This is a genomic window from Neochlamydia sp. TUME1 (genome assembly GCF_000813645.1).
Lineage (GTDB): Bacteria > Chlamydiota > Chlamydiia > Chlamydiales > Parachlamydiaceae > Neochlamydia.
In genome coordinates, this window is record NZ_JRXI01000189.1 from 1 (window position 1) to 16,872 (window position 16,872).

Here is a 16,872-nt window from a genome sequence, read left to right on the forward strand (position 1 = left end):
TAAGGAGAAGAAAGTTTTGCTCAAAATAGGCTTGTTCAAATGCTCCTAGGAAACATACGGCTTGTTTAGCTCTAGGCTCATTGTCTTTCCAACGGTAAAGATAGCCATCGGTAGTAAGCAAATGAAGATGGTTGCTTTTCCAATGGATTAGATGGGCATGCTTATCCTTTAAATTATCAAAAATCAGCCTACCTGTCTTTCTGTTCAGTTTATAGAGCTGGGCTGTCCCCGGTGTCATTTTCAAAAAGGCTAGGTCTTTCTTAACCTTTAATTCTAAAATCTCTGGGGAGCCAGTCAGAGGAAGCTTATGCATCTGATGATGAAAATGTTCAGGAGAAAAAGAGGAGCGCGGCTTTCCAGGAACATACTTTTTTTATAAATCTTTTTCCAGCCAAAGCGGGAAGTTTTAATTTGGGTAAGGTTGCTCCAGCGCCGGCAAAATAGCTTTTTCCATAAAAAGGGGTCTTCTGCTAGCTGCTTCCATGGCTTACTGACTAAAGCGGCCATGCCTAAATCTTTTTCTGGCAATAAACTAAAGATAGCTACTTGTAGCTCAGTAGGTAGGTGATTAAAGCTAAGATTGAAATTTACTCCCATCGCTTTTTTCCTTTTTCATTCAAATTAATGTTAAAAAATCACACAGAGAAATTATTAAATAATTACTTATTAAGAAGCATACTATAAAAGAGATATTTGCATCAAATAATAATGATCTATATATACAATCATTAAAGAGGCATCAATCTTATTGCCCTGTTAGGTTAAAAGCATAAAGCTACTCAGCATCTTTAATTGGCTAAGAAAATTTTGTGTACGCGGCCAACAGTGGTGCTAGAAAAGATTATAGGGATAAATTTCAGATGATCAGATCAATGATAAAAAGCTCTTCAGGCTTATTGGCAGCAGAATAAGCTGATTCTTAAGCACAAATAGACGATTAAGCGTCCGGGTTTTTGAAAAAAGAATAAGTTTAGAAATGACCTTTAAAAAAAAGCAAAAGCGAGATGAAGATGATTTTCTTATCCCCCTTTATAAATCCTGATTAGGTTCTACTTTAAGCCCCTGAATCTTAGTTAATACTCCTGAATGCATACTTCATTAGGAAAGTTAAAAGAAGAAACTTTTAGGATTTTTATTGCTTACTTTGTATATTCTATTTCACTTGCCTTTTTTCAACCTTTAGATATCCTTGCTTAAATATGCGCTATTTTCTTTCCTTAACTATCCTCGTTAATTTTTTAGTTAATTATTTACAAGCAGCTCCGACTCCGCAAGTTCAGGTAGGTGCAGATCTTTTATTCACAAAAGAATATGTTCACCTACTTAAAAACAAAAGAATTGGGTTAATTACTAACCATACTGCTGTCAACAGCCAAATGAAATCCACTGCTTCTTTGCTCCAATCTCATGCCAAGCAATACGATTTTACTCTTGCTGCTCTTTTTGCTCCCGAACATGGGATCACAGGTTCTGCCCATGCCGCTGAGTTTATAAAAGATGAAAAAGACTCTGCTGGTATTCCTATTTTTAGCCTGCACGGTGCCACGCGTCGCCCAACAGATAAAATGCTCGCCCAGCTAGACCTACTTCTTTACGATATTCAGGATATTGGGTCACGCTCTTATACTTATATCACCACCTTATTTTACGTAATGGAGGAGGCAGCAAAACGTCAGATCCCTGTCATTGTTCTTGATCGTCCTAATCCTATTAATGGTAGGGTGATTGATGGTCCTTTGCTAGAAGAGAAATGGCGCTCGATAGTAGGCTACATTAATGTTCCTTATTGCCATGGAATGACAGTCGGTGAACTGGCGCGCTATTTTAATGATCAATCCAAAGTAGGTTGTCAGCTTGAAGTCATTCCCATGCGAGGATGGCATAGGAACATGACTTTTCAAGACACAGGCCTTCCTTGGATTCCTACCAGCCCTTATATTCCTGAAGCCACCACGGCTTATTACTATCCTGTGACAGGCATCTTAGGAGAATTGCAAATAGTAAATACTGGCATAGGCTATACCCTTCCTTTTAAAGTCCTGGGAGCTCCCTGGATTGATGCTAAGATCTTTGCTCATCACCTCAATAGCCAAAAATTTCCAGGCGTTTACTTTGAACCTTTTTATTACCGTCCTTTCTATGGGAGATTTGCTAATGAGGAGTGTAAAGGTGTCATCATTATTATAACTAACCATTTAATATATAAGCCTGTAAGCACTCAATATCTACTCATTGGAATCCTTAAAAGCCTCTATCCAAAAGAATTTAAAGAAGCTTTAGCTAATTCACAGGATCGTAAGGCAATGTTTTGTAAAGTTAATGGGACAGACAAAGTTTATCAGATTATAAAAGAAGAAAAAAATATTGTCTGGAAGTTGCGTAGCTTTCATGAAAAAGAAAGAAAAGCATTTGCCCATCAAAGAAAAAAATATTTAATTTCTTCCTACGCAGAAGATTAGCACTCTCACAAACAAACTGCTAAAAACCTTTATCCTTCTATTGACAAAAATTACACTAAAACCTAGAATCCGTATCTCCCTAAACAATTTTTCTAAACAGGAGCACTGTGCTATGACAAAAATAAAACCTCTTGGTAATCGCGTTTTAATTAAACGTTCCAAACCTCAGCCTACCAAAGGTGGTATCCTACTGCCAGACTCAGCCCAAGAAAAACCAAAAGAAGGAGTGATTGTAGCTGTCGGTCCTGGTAAATTAAACGATGAAGGACAAAGAGAGCCCCTTAATGTACAAGTGGGTGATCGCATTTTATTCAGCTCATATGCTGGAACTGAGATCAAAAATAGTGATGAAGAAGATGAGCTTCTAATCATGTCTGAAGATGATATACTTGGTGTTCTTGCTTAACTGTGATTCCTATTCAAACTTTATGGAGCTCTACTTATGCCAAAACTATTACAATTTAACGAAGAAGCTTTAAAGTCCATCCTTAAGGGTGTACGGACTTTAGCTAAAGCAGTCAAAGTAACCTTGGGTCCCAAAGGACGCAATGTGGTGATCAACAAAGGCTTTGGCTCTCCACTATCTACTAAAGACGGAGTAACCGTTGCTAAAGAAATTACTTTGAAAGACAAATTTGAAAATATGGGCGCACAACTTGTTAAAGAAGTGGCCTCTAAAACTTCCGATATAGCTGGCGATGGAACGACTACAGCCATTGTGCTTGCTGAAGCTCTTTTTAGTGCTGGTGTTAAAAATGTGACTGCTGGTGCCAACCCTATGGCAATCAAGCGAGGCATGGATCAAGCAGTGAATGTAACTTGCCAAGCTTTAGATCAACTAGCTTGCCCTATTAATACTCCCGAAGAAGTCAAGCAAATCGCTACCATTTCTGCTAACAATGATAGTAGCATAGGTGCCATTATTGCCGAAGCTATGGAAAAAGTTGGCAAAGATGGTATTATTTCAGTAGCCGAAGCCAAAGGTATTGAAACCACCTTAGATGTGGTCGAAGGCATGCAATTTGATAAAGGCTATCTGTCTCCTTATTTTGTTTCTAACCCAGAAAACATGACGGTAGAATTATCCAACGCGGCTATCTTAATTACCGATAAAAAATTATCTACAGTTAAAGATGTAGTGCCTTTTCTAGAAAAAGTGATGGAACAAGGCACAAGGCCTCTTCTTATTATTGCTGATGATGTAGATGGAGAAGCTTTAGCCACTTTAGTTGTCAATAAACTTAAAGCCGGACTTCCCATTTGTGCCGTTAAAGCACCAGGCTTTGGAGATCGTCGTAAGGCTATGCTTGAAGATATGGCTATTCTTACCGGAGCGACGTTAGTTTCAGAAGAAACAGGTCTTCGCATTGATCAAGTAGATAGCGAAGTTTTGGGACACGCTAAGACAATTAAAGTTTCTAAAGAAGAAACAGTGATTATTGATGGAGCTGGTGAGCTGAAAAAGATTAAAGAAAGAGAAAATCAGATTAAAGCCCAGATCAATCATCCAGCTGTCTCAACTTATGACAAAGAAAAACTTGAAGAACGCTTAGCAAAATTAGTAGGCGGAGTGGCTGTCATCAATGTAGGAGCAGCTACAGAAACGGAACTTAAAGAGAAAAAAGCTCGGGTGGAAGATGCCCTTCATGCAACGCGCGCAGCAGTAGCAGAAGGAATTGTTCCAGGAGGAGGAGTGGCTCTTTTACGTGCTATCAAGAGCTTAGAGTCACTTAAGTTATCTAGCGATGAAGCGATCGGGGTAAATTTAGTCCTTCAAGCTGCTTATGCACCAGCCACGGCTATTGCCAATAATTGTGGCAAGCAAGGTAATTTAATTGCCGAGAAAGTCTATGAATTTAAGGGAGCCTTAGGATACAACGGCTTAACCGATGAGTTCACAGATTTGATTAAAGCAGGCGTAATCGATCCTGTACGTGTAACTAAAACTGCTTTGATTAACGCCTCTTCTATAGCCTCTCTCCTTTTAACTACCGCTGCAATGATTACCGATAAACCAAAGCCTAAATCTGCTATGACCGGAGCTCCTGGTATGGGCGATATGGGTGGCATGGGCGGTATGGGTATGGGCGGCATGGGTGGTATGGGTGGTATGGGTGGCATGGACATGATGTAAGAATACCAGCTAAAAAGTCTTAACCTAACCGGGAGTCAGCAATGTTGGCTTCCGGATTATTTCATGGAGTAATTATGCCTACCTATGCCTATCATTGTACAAGTTGTAATGCTAATCATGAAACCTTTCAAAAGATTAGCGAAGAACCCATAAAAATATGCCTATCTTGTGGAAAGCCTACCTTGCAAAGGGGCCCAGGAGGAGGAATTGGATTAGCATTCAAAGGAAAAGGATTTTACATTAACGATTACGGAAAAGGCGCCTCTTCTGGGGAAGAAAAAGCTTCTGGCCCAGATAACTGTGCCTGCGGCAAAAATAAATGCGAATAAAAAAAGAGCTTATTCACTTAAAACCCTCCTAGGGGCCTCTACTGAAAGCTCTTCGCATTCTCCGATAGGGTCGGCAACTTTTTTGTAAAACTTTACGATCTTTTTCTAGGTATCTAATTTTTAGAGAATACTAAGAAAAACCTATAAAAGGCTTTAGCCTCCAAAGTTTGAGCTTTTAAAGCCTAAACTCTTTTAAAAATTTAATCCGGTTCTACAGCCTACACTTACAACTTAAACAAATCTCTTTCCTCCCGGAAGAAACAAGACAATTTTATCAGTTAGAAGCTTTAATTTAATAACAACCCTCCCACCTCTCCTTCCAGTAGGAATATGACAGCTAATTGAGCCGCTAGATTTAAATGAGAGCTTTTTAGAGAATGCTTCAAAGGAAATAAAGCTGGATTCTCCTAAGATAAAAGTTAAGGCTTGCGAATTTCAAATTGTAGACTTACCCACCCTTGTTCCTCCTGCTCTTTAAGCACTTTCCACCCCCAAGCTTGGGCTAAATGAAGGTAATCCTGCTTTTGCTCAGATAAGATACCTGATACTAAGCAAATATCATGGTGACCATGGAGACATTTTAATGCCTCCCAAGCATTCTGCTGCTCAGCCATAATCATGTTCATTAAGATTACAGGCGGTGCAGAGAGAGAAGAAATTATAAAATCCTGAGGGAGGCTAATGGTTACCTTATCCTGCATCTTATTTAGCAGAGCATTTTCTCGGGAATGCTTTAAAGCCTCAGGATCAATATCCAGGGCATACACATGTTTTGCCCCTAAAGCGACTGAACATAAAGCTAATACCCCACTACCACAACCGATATCTACGACCTCTTTCCCCCATACGTTATCATTTAACATATCCACTATTAATCGGGTAGTAGGATGAGAAAGGTCCCCAAAGCCAGCTCCTGGCATAAGTTTAAGCTGCTTTCCGTAAGAAGAGCAGGCATACGGTAAATCAATATGCACGCAGCCGTCATAAAAATTAAGGCCATGGGCTTCCCATTGTGATTGCCAATCAATTTCTCCTAGCTCACTAAGCTCAGCAAATTGAATGAAAGGGAAAAGGTTCAGTAAAGACTTAACTGTCAGCTCATTTTCAGCCAAAATATAAATACGAGGAAAAGCTTTAAAATCTTCTTCCATATAAAGAGGGTTTAAGCCTGCCTCTTGCAACGATTCCCATGCTTCATCTAAAGGGGTTTCATTTTTAACATGCAAAGCAAAACATGAAAAAGGCTTTATATCATCCATGAGCTAACCGGGAAAGTCTGTTTACTTAGTTTTTCTTCAGAAAGCATTTATCTTCCCTTTCCTTTTTTTAATCTGGAGGTAATCACAACTCCTAGAGAGCAGTTAAGCAAGCATGCTTCTCCAAAAAAGTTTAAGGCATGGACAAATTATTTTAAAAGCCTTAGCTATAAATAAAGGGTAAAGGACTCAAGGAAGCTTTCTATTTTAAAATTCTTGGATAACAAGAAGCTTATCAGGCGTTTTCTTCTTCTTCAAAATCTTCGTAAGCCTGTACGATTTCATCATCTTCTTGATATTTTTCTTGAGGTTGAAGCTGACTTTTGGCCTTTCGTTCAGAGAAAGTAGTTTTTTTCTTTCCTTTTACATACAGCTCTAAAGGAACGCCTACGAATCCATAAGTTTCACGGAACTGATTATAAAGATATTTCTTATAACTTTCACTCATCAGGTTAGGATAATTAACAAAGAGGATAAACTTGGGCGGCTGTACATCCACTTGCGCCATATAGTAAATCCTTAAACGTTTACCGCCAATCATGGGAGGATGATTCTTCTGTAGCGCACTTTCAATAAATTTATTAAGCTGATGGGTAGGAATACGTTTTAAAGAATGTTCTTGCACGCTTTTAATTTCTTCAAAAAGCTTTTCAACATTTCTTCCTGTGGTAGCCGACATAAAGATCTTAGGACAATGGCTTAAAAAAGAAACCTCGTCATTGATGTCTTTTAAACAATGTTCCATACGAAATCCCTTAACCAGATCCCATTTATTAAATACCAGAATACATCCTTTGCCACTTTCTTCAATTTTATTAGCAATCTTTTTATCCTGTACGGTCATACCCTGTTGGGCATCTAACATCAGCACACAAATATCTGCGCGTTCTATAGCCCTTTCCGTACGAATAGCTGCAAATTTGTCTACCACTTCATGTTCAGCATGCTTACGACGTATACCAGCTGTATCGATTAAGCGAAAATGATCTTCTTGGTGGGTTACAGAGACATCTATACTATCCCTAGTCGTACCTGGAATGGGACTCACAATGCAACGCTCTTCATCTAATAGAAAATTAATAAGTGAGGATTTCCCTACATTGGGACGCCCGACAATTGCTACTTTGGTAGCCAAATCCTCTTCTGCTTGCAAGTCGTCTTGCTCTAGGTCTTCAAAGGCTTCCTCTAAAAGCTCAGCCATGTGCCAGCCTTGCGCAGCAGATACTGAAATCATCTTCTTGATTCCTAGAGAGTGAAATTCATGCAGGAGGTATTCTTGGGCTCCATTATCAATCTTATTGACAGCCAAGCAAACAGGTTTTTTAGTTTTTAGCAAAATTTTTGAAATTTCTTTATCTAGCTTGGTAATTCCCAGATGAGCGTCTACTACCATTACAATTGTGTCCGCTTCTTCAATCGCTACTTCCGCTTGGCGTAAAATATGCTCATTAAAATCTGCGTGCGAATGGTAATCCATCCCGCCAGTATCGATGACTTCAAAAGCTCTGCCAAAAAACTCAGCTTGACTATACAAACGATCGCGTGTAATTCCTTCAGCTTCATCAACAATGGCGATCTTTTTTTTACAGATGCGATTAAAAAGAGCGGATTTTCCTACGTTAGGTCGTCCTACAATAGCTAGTTTAGGTAAATGTGTCATAACTCTATCGATTTTAATGTTTAGTTGACAAATCATAACATTTTAAATGTTAAAAATAAATAGACTTTTCTATAAATTTAATTTAGTATACTTGTGTAAAAACAAATCTCTTTTTATGGGCGCCAATTACCTTTCAGATGACATCTCATTTTCTCTTTTAAAAAGGGAAATTTCCGCTTATTCTTGGAACACTTTCCGCAGTGATGCAATCGCTGCTCTAACCGTGGCCTTGATTACTTTGCCTCAAGCGATGGCAGCAGCTCTTCTTGCCGGCCTGCCTTTATCGAGTGGTCTTTTTGCAGCCATTTATTCCTCTATTTTAGCGAGTCTATTAGGATCTTCACCTCAACTTGTAGTAGGTCCTAGTAACGCCATTGCTATTTTGGTACAAGCAGGCACAGCAGAAGTTCTTTATCATCATTATCGTGAAGTAGTCGGAGTAGATCGCGATATTATTGCTCTGCAAATCCTAACGCAGTTAACCTTTTTAACCGGTTTTCTACAGATCGTAGCAGCAGGATGCAAGTTAGGAAGGCTTACCCAATTTGTCAGCTATACGGTTATTATAGGATATATTGTCGGCACTGCCCTTGCAATGGTAATTACTCAATCCTACGTTCTCCTAGGCCTCAGCTTCATGCCTGGCGTCCATTCACTTTATGAACGAGGAGCTTATCTTTTAGCTCAATGGCGTAGCATCCATATTCCTACGACTTTGATAGGAATGGCAAGCTTGGCCTTGCTTATTTTTTTAAGACGCACCAATCAGCGTATTCCAGCAGCTTTTCTCTCTTTAATCTTTGCTGCTGTAAGCGTTTATCTTTTACAGATCCCCGTTATTGGCAATTTTATTGATCATTTCTTTGCCTTTGATGCCCAGCAATCCGTGCATAAAATTCTTTTAGTAGAAGACACTGGGGAATTAAAAAATGCTATTCCTCATGTTAAGTTATTCTTTTTTAATACTGGTATTATGAATGAATTGCTTCCTGTCTCTTTTGCTATTGCGCTCTTAAGTATTATGGAAACCACTTCGGCTGCCAAATCAATCGCTGCGGGAACAGGCCATGCCCTTTCAATCAATCAAGAGATTTTCGGGATTGGAATGGGTAACTTACTGGCCTCTTTTATTGGAGCTATGCCTATCTCAGGCAGTGCTTCCCGCAGTAACCTTAATGTTACCTTGGGAGCCAAAACACGCTTTGCTAGTATTATGAACTCACTAGTTGTTGCCTTATTGTTAGGAGCTTTTGTCTTTTTCATCACCAAGATTCCTTTAACAACTTTTGCTGCCATTTTATTAATCACTGCCGCCAATCTTGTAAATCCTAAACAATTCCTTGTATGCATGAAGGCGACTAATTCGGATGCCTTAGTTTTGTGGGCTACCATCTTATCATGCCTATTTTTTAGCCTAGATGTTGCCTTCTACATTGGTATCATCATCTCGATTACATTATATCTAAAAAAAGCAGCTATTCCACAACTAATCGAATATGATTTTGACCAGGCAGGTGAGCTTATTAACCTCGATAGGTCTGGTGCTCATAAAGAAAAAAACATACGTTTCATCAAAGTAGAAGGAGAGCTTTTCTTTGGGGCAGCTGATTTGTTTCAATCCACATTGAAGTCCATTACAGAAGATGATAACAAAACTAAAGTTATCATTTTACAACTTAAAAATGCGCGCGATATTGATGCCACCTCCTGCCTGGCCTTGCAACAGCTGAATAATTATCTTAAAAACTCAGAGCGCCACTTAATCACTTGCGGAATTACGCCTCCTTTATGGGATGTATTTTGTGCCTCAGGGATTATTGAATCGTTAGGTAAGGAAAACCTTTTTGTCTTTGATGAGCGGCAGCCTCAGCATCATATGTTAAAAGCTTTATCACGAGCCCATGAACTTGTCAGCCATTCATCAATTTCTCCTCCTTCCCCAGAAGTAGAAACGCTTTTTACAAGCTTACCGACTGCCCCCTAATTCAAAACAATCTATTTATTAATTACTTGCCCGCCCAGACCTTTTAATAAACAAGTTCTTTAAAAAATTTGCACATACTTAATAGTATAAATGCTTAGCTTCTCTTAAGTTTTATACTCGCTCGGCTTTACTCCTTATGATAAAAAGTTTTTTATCCCTATTTTCATCTTTCTAAGATTAAGCCAGCAGGTAATTTCTCACCAAAAGCCTGCTCTTGCTCTTGTAAGCTTAAAGTAGCAGTTTGAGTCAACATTCTCTGCAAATGCTCATGTTGAGGAAGAAGAGAAAAAGTGCTCAAAATATTATCTAAAGTAGCTTGCGAAATATCTACTTCACGATGAGCCGTTTTCCTAGCTAATTGACCTAGAAGATGAGCTAATGGATCGTGGGGAGAAAGCTTAAGTAAAGATTCAATCCATTTAGAGCACTCCTCGCTGGGAACTACATAGGCTAGAGATCCATAGATTAAATGGCGGGCCCCTATACGACCCAAAGCCCAATAATCTGCAGCCACTGCTTCACCAGCGCAAATGCGGGTGAGAATGGCTAGCCCTATTTTTCTTTTTAAGGCCAGATCGAGCCATTCAAATGAAGCTAATGTTCTTATTTTTTCTGAATAAGAATAGATATCATTTTTACTTTTAAGAATAATTTTAGAGGTCTTATTAGGTAATAGGGTGGCCAGAATATCATTAGCTAACTGAATTTGCTGGCCTTTATTTAAACCACCCGCTATGCGGCGATAACAGATCCACTGTTGAATGAGGCATTCAAAAGACTTGGCTAACTTAAAATCTCCTAAAATAATCTTCCATAATTCTTTAATGCGAAAATCATCCAAAGGATAGCCAAAGCCAGGTCGCAGAAAAAAGCCCATCATATTCCACCAACGTGGCTCAAGATCAGCAGAAGCTTTACGTTGATCAGCTAAGCTTAACAAGGTATCAAAAAGCCCTCTCAATAGGCTTAAAGGCCAATCCAGGCGTCCTCTATCTAAATAATTCTCCAATTTTTCCATCATTTTTTCTGCTTTAATCGAGCTTGTAAATATTTCGCGAAGATACTCTTGAGATGACTTTAAATAGGAGGAATCAAAACTTTCATCCTGACGTTTCGACTCTAAGGAGGAAACGTTATTTTCTTGGCCTGATATCTGCCGTACTTGAAATTCTAAAGGCCAGCGATGCCCGGTTGTTGACGATTGCAACCATACTTCTAATGTGCCGATAGCTGTCAGCTTTATATGAAGCTTTACAGGGATATTATCTAGGACACTTTCAGAGAGCTGCTTTTTCCCTACACGCAAAATGGTATGAATGGCAGGCATTGCCTGCAGTTCTTGATTATCGATCTCTATTATATCTCCCTTTTGGTCATCTAAACGCACTTGTGATGTATATAAGCTAAACGAGACGGGTACATTGGGCCGCAATGAAAAAGTATGTTCACATTGATAACTTGCACCTTCTTCAGCTCCTCGAGGCAAAAGAGTCAAAGCTTGGTTTGAAACTGTGCCATCGTATTTTTTAACATCAATTCCTAGATAATAGGTTTTGGGTATTCCACTAGCTATCCTTACTCCATAGCCCCGACGTACTTTTCCATAGTAAGCGGCTCCTCGGGCCACAGCTATATCAAGGCCTACGCTTTCCAAAATTTTTGTTTGTGAGCCCGGATACCATCTTTCCAACGAGCATATAAGAGCTTGCTGAAAAATAGTAGGTTTCATGGAACCCCCATTAAAAAGAATGTAGTCAGGAGCTTTTTGAAACTGCGAGCGCTTTAAGAACGTAGCTAAATGTTTGGTGATAGAAGGCTCTTCTTCGTAGGGAAGGCCTACCATCCGAAATCCTGTAGACCTGCGTAATTGAAGAGCTTCTTCAAGAGAATATTGTGCAAAAAACCCATTTAATAATAAATGAGCCACTTCTTGGCGTTTAACCTGGATAGATAAGCTTCCTTTAACTACCGCAGACCCTGAACCTTGCAACAAAACTGTAAAATGGTCTACAGCAGAGGCTGCATTTTCTAGCAAAGCTTCCTTAGCAGCTTTAGCTTGATGTTTCAGCTGCAGCCATTGAATAAGCTGAAAATCTCTTTTTCCATACTCATGAGATAGCCTTTCTTCAAGATAGTGGGCAAGAGCAATATCCATATTATCACCCCCTAATAACAGATGATCGCCTACAGCCCTACGGTTTAAAGTTAGCTCGCTTTTTCCTTGCTGCACTTCTATCAAACTAAAATCCGTAGTACCGCCTCCTACATCACAGACAAGGATAGTTTGCCCTGCCTGCATCTGTTGCTGCCATTGATTTTCATGTAAAGAGATCCAACTATAAAAAGCTGCTTGGGGTTCTTCAAGCAAGGTTAAATGAATAAATCCTGCCATCTTAGCAGCCTCAACAGTTAAACGTCTTGCTACTTCATCAAAAGAAGCAGGAACTGTCAGAACAATCTCTTGTTGTTCAAACTCTGCCTCAGGATTCGATTTAGCCATGAGGTAATTCCAGGCATGACGAATATGGTTCAAATAATGCGCTGTGGCCTCCAAGGGGCTGATTTTTTGATCCGCTTCACTAGCTTCAGGGGGAAGGATTTTATCATTTCTATTAGCAACTGAATAGCTTAGCCAGCTTTTAGCCGACTGAACAAGCCGTGTGGGGACCCTAGCTCCGTGTGCATGGGCAAAAAAGCCTACAAATGTGTTATTATTTTTTTTCCAAGGCAAATCTAACGCTGCTCCTTGCCACTCCATGGGAGCTGAAAGATATACAAAAGAGGGTAAGGTATGGCGTAGTCCTATATAGCTGGGCCCCAGCAGCTGAGGTACAGCAAAAGATTGAATGGAAGCTTTGGGATGTTGAGTATCGACATATGAAATGCAACTATTTGTCGTTCCTAAATCAATTCCAATAATATATCTCATCTCTTATTTCTCCCGTTTAAAGCTAAAGCTTCCAAAAACACTTAAAAAAAAGGACAGGCAAGTGGAGTCACACTTGCTCCCACCCCTTTGGTTAATATCTTAGCCATGGCATCTGACTCTTAGCTATCTCTTAAGTTTTAATTAGAGATGGCTCGAAACATTTTATTAGCCATTTTAAATAGGATATTCCTGCTTGCCTGAATTAATATTGATATAAAGCTATAAAGCGTAAGGGTTTCTGCCATGGCCTAACGATTATTAATAAATCCTTGCAAATAGTGCAGGCTCACCTATGGGGAGCTAGCATGTAAGGCAAGGGTAGAATTTTTTATAAAATCTATAGGTTTTATTGAAACCCTTTGATTACTTTCTAGTGAATAGCCATGTTAGATAGCAAGACAGCTTAAAATTAATTTAAAAAACATTTTGCCAAATAACAGTTTGGCAGCTCTTTTATCTAGTAAGACCTATTAATCCTTTAGGGGTTAGCGAAGTAGACTACAATATGTTTAAAGAGACCTTCTAATACTAAAACAGAGAAAAAGCCACGTGTAACCTTCATTCACCCAGATTATTGAAGGGATTTAATCGCTTTTCAGAAACTTTTATCTCTTAAATTTAAAAGGAGCTGCACCCGATTTCTTTGCCCGTCCAATAATACAAAGCTACTTTATGTTCTGCTTTAGCCCAAACCGGCTCCCTATAGCAAGGGCAAGGCTTACCAAGCTTATAGCATCTTGTATTTCCTAGGAAATTTTACATTTTCTTTAGTACATTTGCAAATTGTAATTGAGAATTTTCTCTACCTTGGGACTTTTTTAGTATGAGGATAGTTAGATAAGCTATCTTTAGTTAAGAGAAATGCAAAAGAAAAATATAACATACAACGATTCATTCCATCGACACACCTTCCAGGAAGGTAAAAAGTAGAATAGCAACTTATGCAAGGAAAAAGAATAAAAAAATTTATTTCATTTATTTCCTCTTATTTGCCCCAAGAATTACTTCTTTAATGGCAAACCTTGGTTTATTTGACATACAAAAATTCTTTTCCTATACTCTGCGATTATTTCTGTAGAGCAGGAAAAGGGGGAATTTTAAGCCATTTTCAAGAAGGAAGGTATATGAGTGGATTGATAAGGTCTTAGTAGATGGAATAAATAGACCCTCCCATTCAAGTTACTCACTAAAGGCTTTCCCTTACAAAAACATTAATCATAATAATTTGCAGGATTATTCACCTTTTATCTGTTTATTTAAGCTCTATCTTTATATAATAAAATCAATTTTCATTAATTAGTGAGAAAAATTATGACACATGCCAGTGCTTTTAAAACATCTGCTTCTAGAAAATCTGAGAAAATGGAAGATTTAGATGTTGCGACACACGAGTTAAGGGATCAAGGCTTACCGTCCATTGTAAGAAAAGATTCAGCGGGCAGATCTTACACCATCTACACTGAAAATATTTACCATTCTAGCTATGCCTGGCGAGTAAAAAAAGGCTTAATAGCTTTGGCTGCTACCTTTTTTTCTTGTGGATTAGCATTGATATCAAAAACTGTAAGAAAATTTTGGCACGAATGTATAAGTGGCATCGAAACTAAGCAGATTAAAGTCTTGACCAGGTTAAATCCGACCGATGAGAAAACCAAAAATATAGGCAGTAATAAATTTTCTTCCCCGACTCTACCTGAGCAAAAGCTTTCTTCAGTTAAAAAAGAGGAGGTAAATCCTTTTCCCCCTTTTTCTTCTCATACTTCTCACTCTTTAGAAAAGGAAAAGCTTCCATCCATATCTACTCCGCAAACTCTGCCTGAAAGAAGTACCTCAATACCTAAGTCTGCTCTTTTATCTCAAAGCCAATCTCTACTTTTTCAACTCTTTTTTCCTTCTACTGAGGAGATCGAAAGCTTAAATACAAAAGAGATCCCTCCCATTCTCACTTTGGAGCCAAAAGAGGCACAGCTAAATCAACCAGGTAATCTTTTTACAGAAAGGCATGATCGCTATCATAATCGGATAAAGGGTGTCATGAAGCAACCTTTGCATACATGGCTCGAACGCGAAGAACATGAAATGCGACACATTACAGGCTTACAAAAAGAGAGCTTGCTTAGTTTTCAGAAGCGTATTGAGGATAGGCTTAATCAATTTAATCAATCTTTTCAGTTGCTACCTCGTTTTCGACGATTAGCAAAAAATCCTCTTCTCAAGGAGCTGAAAATTAAAGACCTCGAAGCTGCATGGGAGCAGTCGGCTCTTAAAATTTTTCTGCTAGATGAAGAAGAAGTGTCTAATATGAGCATAGACGCTATTAACAAATTATCTACCAGGCAGGCAAAGTTCTTAAGCCAGCAAGCTACGATGTTAAGAAAGAAAGAGCTTGGCTTAGCTATTAATTCCGCCGAGACTTTAAAAAAATTGACTTTATGGGATCTACGCCAAGTAAATATAAGTTCCCTTGAGCTGGTGATAGAAAATTTATCAAGCAATTTAATCGAATGCTTGACTGAAGAGCAAAAGTTAGGCCTTAATATCGATCTTCTAAGTGCTAAGCAGTTTAGAATTATTTACAAGAATGAAAAAAGAATCAAAGCTTTATCTGCAAGCGCTCTAGTGGTTGGCTTAAATAAGGGATTATTTGATGGAAAAATTAGTAGGCTAATCTCTTCTGAGCAAGTGAGAAATATAGACTTTACGCAAGTGAATCTATATAAACAAGAGCATAATCAAATGATCCTCAATACGATCATCGATACAATCACCAAGAAAGATAAGAGCTTACAAAGCCTTCAGCAGGCTAGCCTTTTATACTTATTGCCTTTCATCAACCCTATTTATCTTCGTCATTTAACACCAGAGCAAATTCAAGCGATTGATTTTAAAAATGAGAAAATTACACAGGCTATGGTCAGCGGGATAATAGGATGGAAAGGAGGGCAGCGAACAAATTCACCTAGCAACCTTCAATTTTTTACGCCTCAGCAAATTATCAACTGCTTACAAAGAAATCTATTCAATTCTAAAGCTTTACAGTCTATCTCAGGAAAACAGGTAGAACAGCTAGATTTTACACAATTGGATTTATATAAGCTCGAACAGAATCCCCTTATTTTTGATTGCCTGAATACGATCATGAATAGGCTCACTATACAAGACTCTAGTTTAAAAAGCCTCCAAGAGCCTAGCTTCTTATACTTATTGCCTTTTTTAAACCCCGTTTATCTTAATTATTTGACTCAGCAACAAATCCAACGGATTGATTTTAAAAAAGAAAACATTACGCAAGCTATGGTGGATGGAATTGTAGGAGAATCCAGAACAAATAAAAAAAATAATCCACTGGAATTTTTTGAACCTCAGCAAATCATCGACTGCCTACAAAGAGATTTACTCAGCCCTCAAGCTGCACCTCTACTTTCTGCAGAAAAAATTAAGCAGATAGATTTCACTAGAATTGAACTTCTTACGCTCTCTCCTGCTAGTAAGGCTGCTATCAATGTTTTTATGCATACCCTTACTATAAAAGATAAGAGTCTGCAAAACCTTGGGAAAAGTAGCTTTTTATATTTATTGCCGATTATACCGCTTTCCTTACTTAATTATCTTAGCCGTGAACAAATCCAAGCGATTGACTTTAAAAAAGAGAGCATAACTCCAGACATGTTAAAAGGAATTCTAGGAGTCGATCACATATCTAGGCCTATAAAAACTTTAGAATTCTTTATGCCAGCACAAATTATAGACTGTTTAAAAAGAGATCTATTGGATATGCGATCAGCTCTCTCTTTAACTCCTCAACAAATTGCTCAAATAGACTTAAAAAAAATTGAACCTAAAACCATGGTTATCCTAGCTCTTATTCGCCACCATTCACTTAAAAATTAAGAGAGCTTAAAGTTTACCTAATAAACTATAAGCGGTTAGAATGGAAGATTGTTTCTAAGTCTTAAGTTATTGTTTCTTAAGACTAAAAAACATCTTTTGTAATAAGGCTAGCAAGAGAGTTTAACTAAAAATTAGACGCACTACTTGAGTTTTTTTAGATAAGCAGGCGGGCTCGATTAAATGCCTGCAAATTCCTCTATTTTGCTTAAAAGTTTCAGCTTTCTTTAATA

At 38.4% G+C, this 16,872-nt stretch carries 10 protein-coding genes and 1 pseudogene; 6 read left to right on the plus strand and 5 right to left on the minus strand.

Going from position 1 to position 16,872, the window contains the following annotated elements; genetic code table 11:
* Both DB41_RS08495 and DB41_RS08500 read right to left on the minus strand, forming a co-directional pair.
* Window positions 1-313, minus strand: a pseudogene (locus DB41_RS08495) (F-box protein); the annotation flags it as partial.
* A complete protein-coding gene (locus DB41_RS08500; RefSeq protein WP_039386335.1) occupies window positions 295-597 on the minus strand; it encodes an F-box protein in 303 nt (100 codons plus the stop codon). The gene DB41_RS08500 and the pseudogene DB41_RS08495, both read right to left, overlap by 19 nt.
* Window positions 598-1,199: 602 nt before the next feature.
* On the opposite strand from DB41_RS08500, the gene DB41_RS08505 reads away from it, so the two are divergent.
* The 4 genes from DB41_RS08505 (at window position 1,200) to DB41_RS08520 (ending at window position 4,922) form a co-directional block, all read left to right on the plus strand.
* Window positions 1,200-2,459 carry an exo-beta-N-acetylmuramidase NamZ domain-containing protein gene (locus tag DB41_RS08505; protein ID WP_039386336.1) on the plus strand — a complete coding sequence of 420 codons (1,260 nt, stop codon included), beginning with the start codon at window positions 1,200-1,202 and terminating at the stop codon, window positions 2,457-2,459.
* Between the two features lie 112 nt (window positions 2,460-2,571).
* Window positions 2,572-2,865 carry a co-chaperone GroES gene (groES, locus tag DB41_RS08510; RefSeq protein ID WP_039386337.1) on the plus strand — a complete coding sequence of 98 codons (294 nt, stop codon included), beginning with the start codon at window positions 2,572-2,574 and terminating at the stop codon, window positions 2,863-2,865.
* Window positions 2,866-2,901: 36 nt separating this feature from the next.
* Window positions 2,902-4,593, plus strand: coding sequence for a chaperonin GroEL (gene groL / locus DB41_RS08515; RefSeq protein WP_039386339.1), 1,692 nt, complete (start codon window positions 2,902-2,904; stop codon window positions 4,591-4,593).
* 41 nt (window positions 4,594-4,634) lie between these two features.
* The gene (locus DB41_RS08520; protein WP_238578483.1) at window positions 4,635-4,922 is read left to right on the plus strand and encodes an FmdB family zinc ribbon protein; all 288 of its coding nucleotides are present in this window, start codon (window positions 4,635-4,637) and stop codon (window positions 4,920-4,922) included.
* A 419-nt stretch (window positions 4,923-5,341) separates the two neighbouring features.
* Here the strand turns inward: DB41_RS08520 and DB41_RS08525 are convergent, their stop codons facing one another.
* Window positions 5,342-6,181: a 50S ribosomal protein L11 methyltransferase gene (locus tag DB41_RS08525; protein WP_052244047.1), complete on the minus strand. Its 840-nt coding sequence runs from the start codon at window positions 6,179-6,181 to the stop codon at window positions 5,342-5,344.
* 232 nt (window positions 6,182-6,413) lie between these two features.
* Entirely contained in the window at window positions 6,414-7,838 is a 1,425-nt protein-coding gene (gene der / locus DB41_RS08530) for a ribosome biogenesis GTPase Der (protein ID WP_080502472.1), read from the minus strand.
* Between the two features lie 115 nt (window positions 7,839-7,953).
* Here der and DB41_RS08535 point away from each other — a divergent pair, with 115 nt between their 5' ends.
* On the plus strand, window positions 7,954-9,822 hold the full coding sequence (locus tag DB41_RS08535; RefSeq protein ID WP_039386357.1) for a SulP family inorganic anion transporter: 1,869 nt from the start codon (window positions 7,954-7,956) through the stop codon (window positions 9,820-9,822).
* A 163-nt stretch (window positions 9,823-9,985) separates the two neighbouring features.
* Here DB41_RS08535 and DB41_RS08540 read toward each other — a convergent pair whose 3' ends face one another.
* Window positions 9,986-12,751: a hsp70 family protein gene (locus tag DB41_RS08540; RefSeq protein WP_039386341.1), complete on the minus strand. Its 2,766-nt coding sequence runs from the start codon at window positions 12,749-12,751 to the stop codon at window positions 9,986-9,988.
* A 1,311-nt stretch (window positions 12,752-14,062) separates the two neighbouring features.
* On the opposite strand from DB41_RS08540, the gene DB41_RS08545 reads away from it, so the two are divergent.
* The gene (locus tag DB41_RS08545) at window positions 14,063-16,642 is read left to right on the plus strand and encodes a hypothetical protein (RefSeq protein ID WP_039386342.1); all 2,580 of its coding nucleotides are present in this window, start codon (window positions 14,063-14,065) and stop codon (window positions 16,640-16,642) included.
* The last annotated feature ends 230 nt before the right edge of the window (window positions 16,643-16,872 follow it).

Coding starts and splice junctions, on each gene's coding strand:
- DB41_RS08500 (WP_039386335.1), bottom strand. CDS start 597: ATGGGAGTAAATTTCAATCTTAGCTTTAATCACCTACCTACTGAGCTA.
- DB41_RS08505 (WP_039386336.1), top strand. CDS start 1,200: ATGCGCTATTTTCTTTCCTTAACTATCCTCGTTAATTTTTTAGTTAAT.
- groES (WP_039386337.1), top strand. CDS start 2,572: ATGACAAAAATAAAACCTCTTGGTAATCGCGTTTTAATTAAACGTTCC.
- groL (WP_039386339.1), top strand. CDS start 2,902: ATGCCAAAACTATTACAATTTAACGAAGAAGCTTTAAAGTCCATCCTT.
- DB41_RS08520 (WP_238578483.1), top strand. CDS start 4,635: ATGTTGGCTTCCGGATTATTTCATGGAGTAATTATGCCTACCTATGCC.
- DB41_RS08525 (WP_052244047.1), bottom strand. CDS start 6,181: ATGGATGATATAAAGCCTTTTTCATGTTTTGCTTTGCATGTTAAAAAT.
- der (WP_080502472.1), bottom strand. CDS start 7,838: ATGACACATTTACCTAAACTAGCTATTGTAGGACGACCTAACGTAGGA.
- DB41_RS08535 (WP_039386357.1), top strand. CDS start 7,954: ATGGGCGCCAATTACCTTTCAGATGACATCTCATTTTCTCTTTTAAAA.
- DB41_RS08540 (WP_039386341.1), bottom strand. CDS start 12,751: ATGAGATATATTATTGGAATTGATTTAGGAACGACAAATAGTTGCATT.
- DB41_RS08545 (WP_039386342.1), top strand. CDS start 14,063: ATGACACATGCCAGTGCTTTTAAAACATCTGCTTCTAGAAAATCTGAG.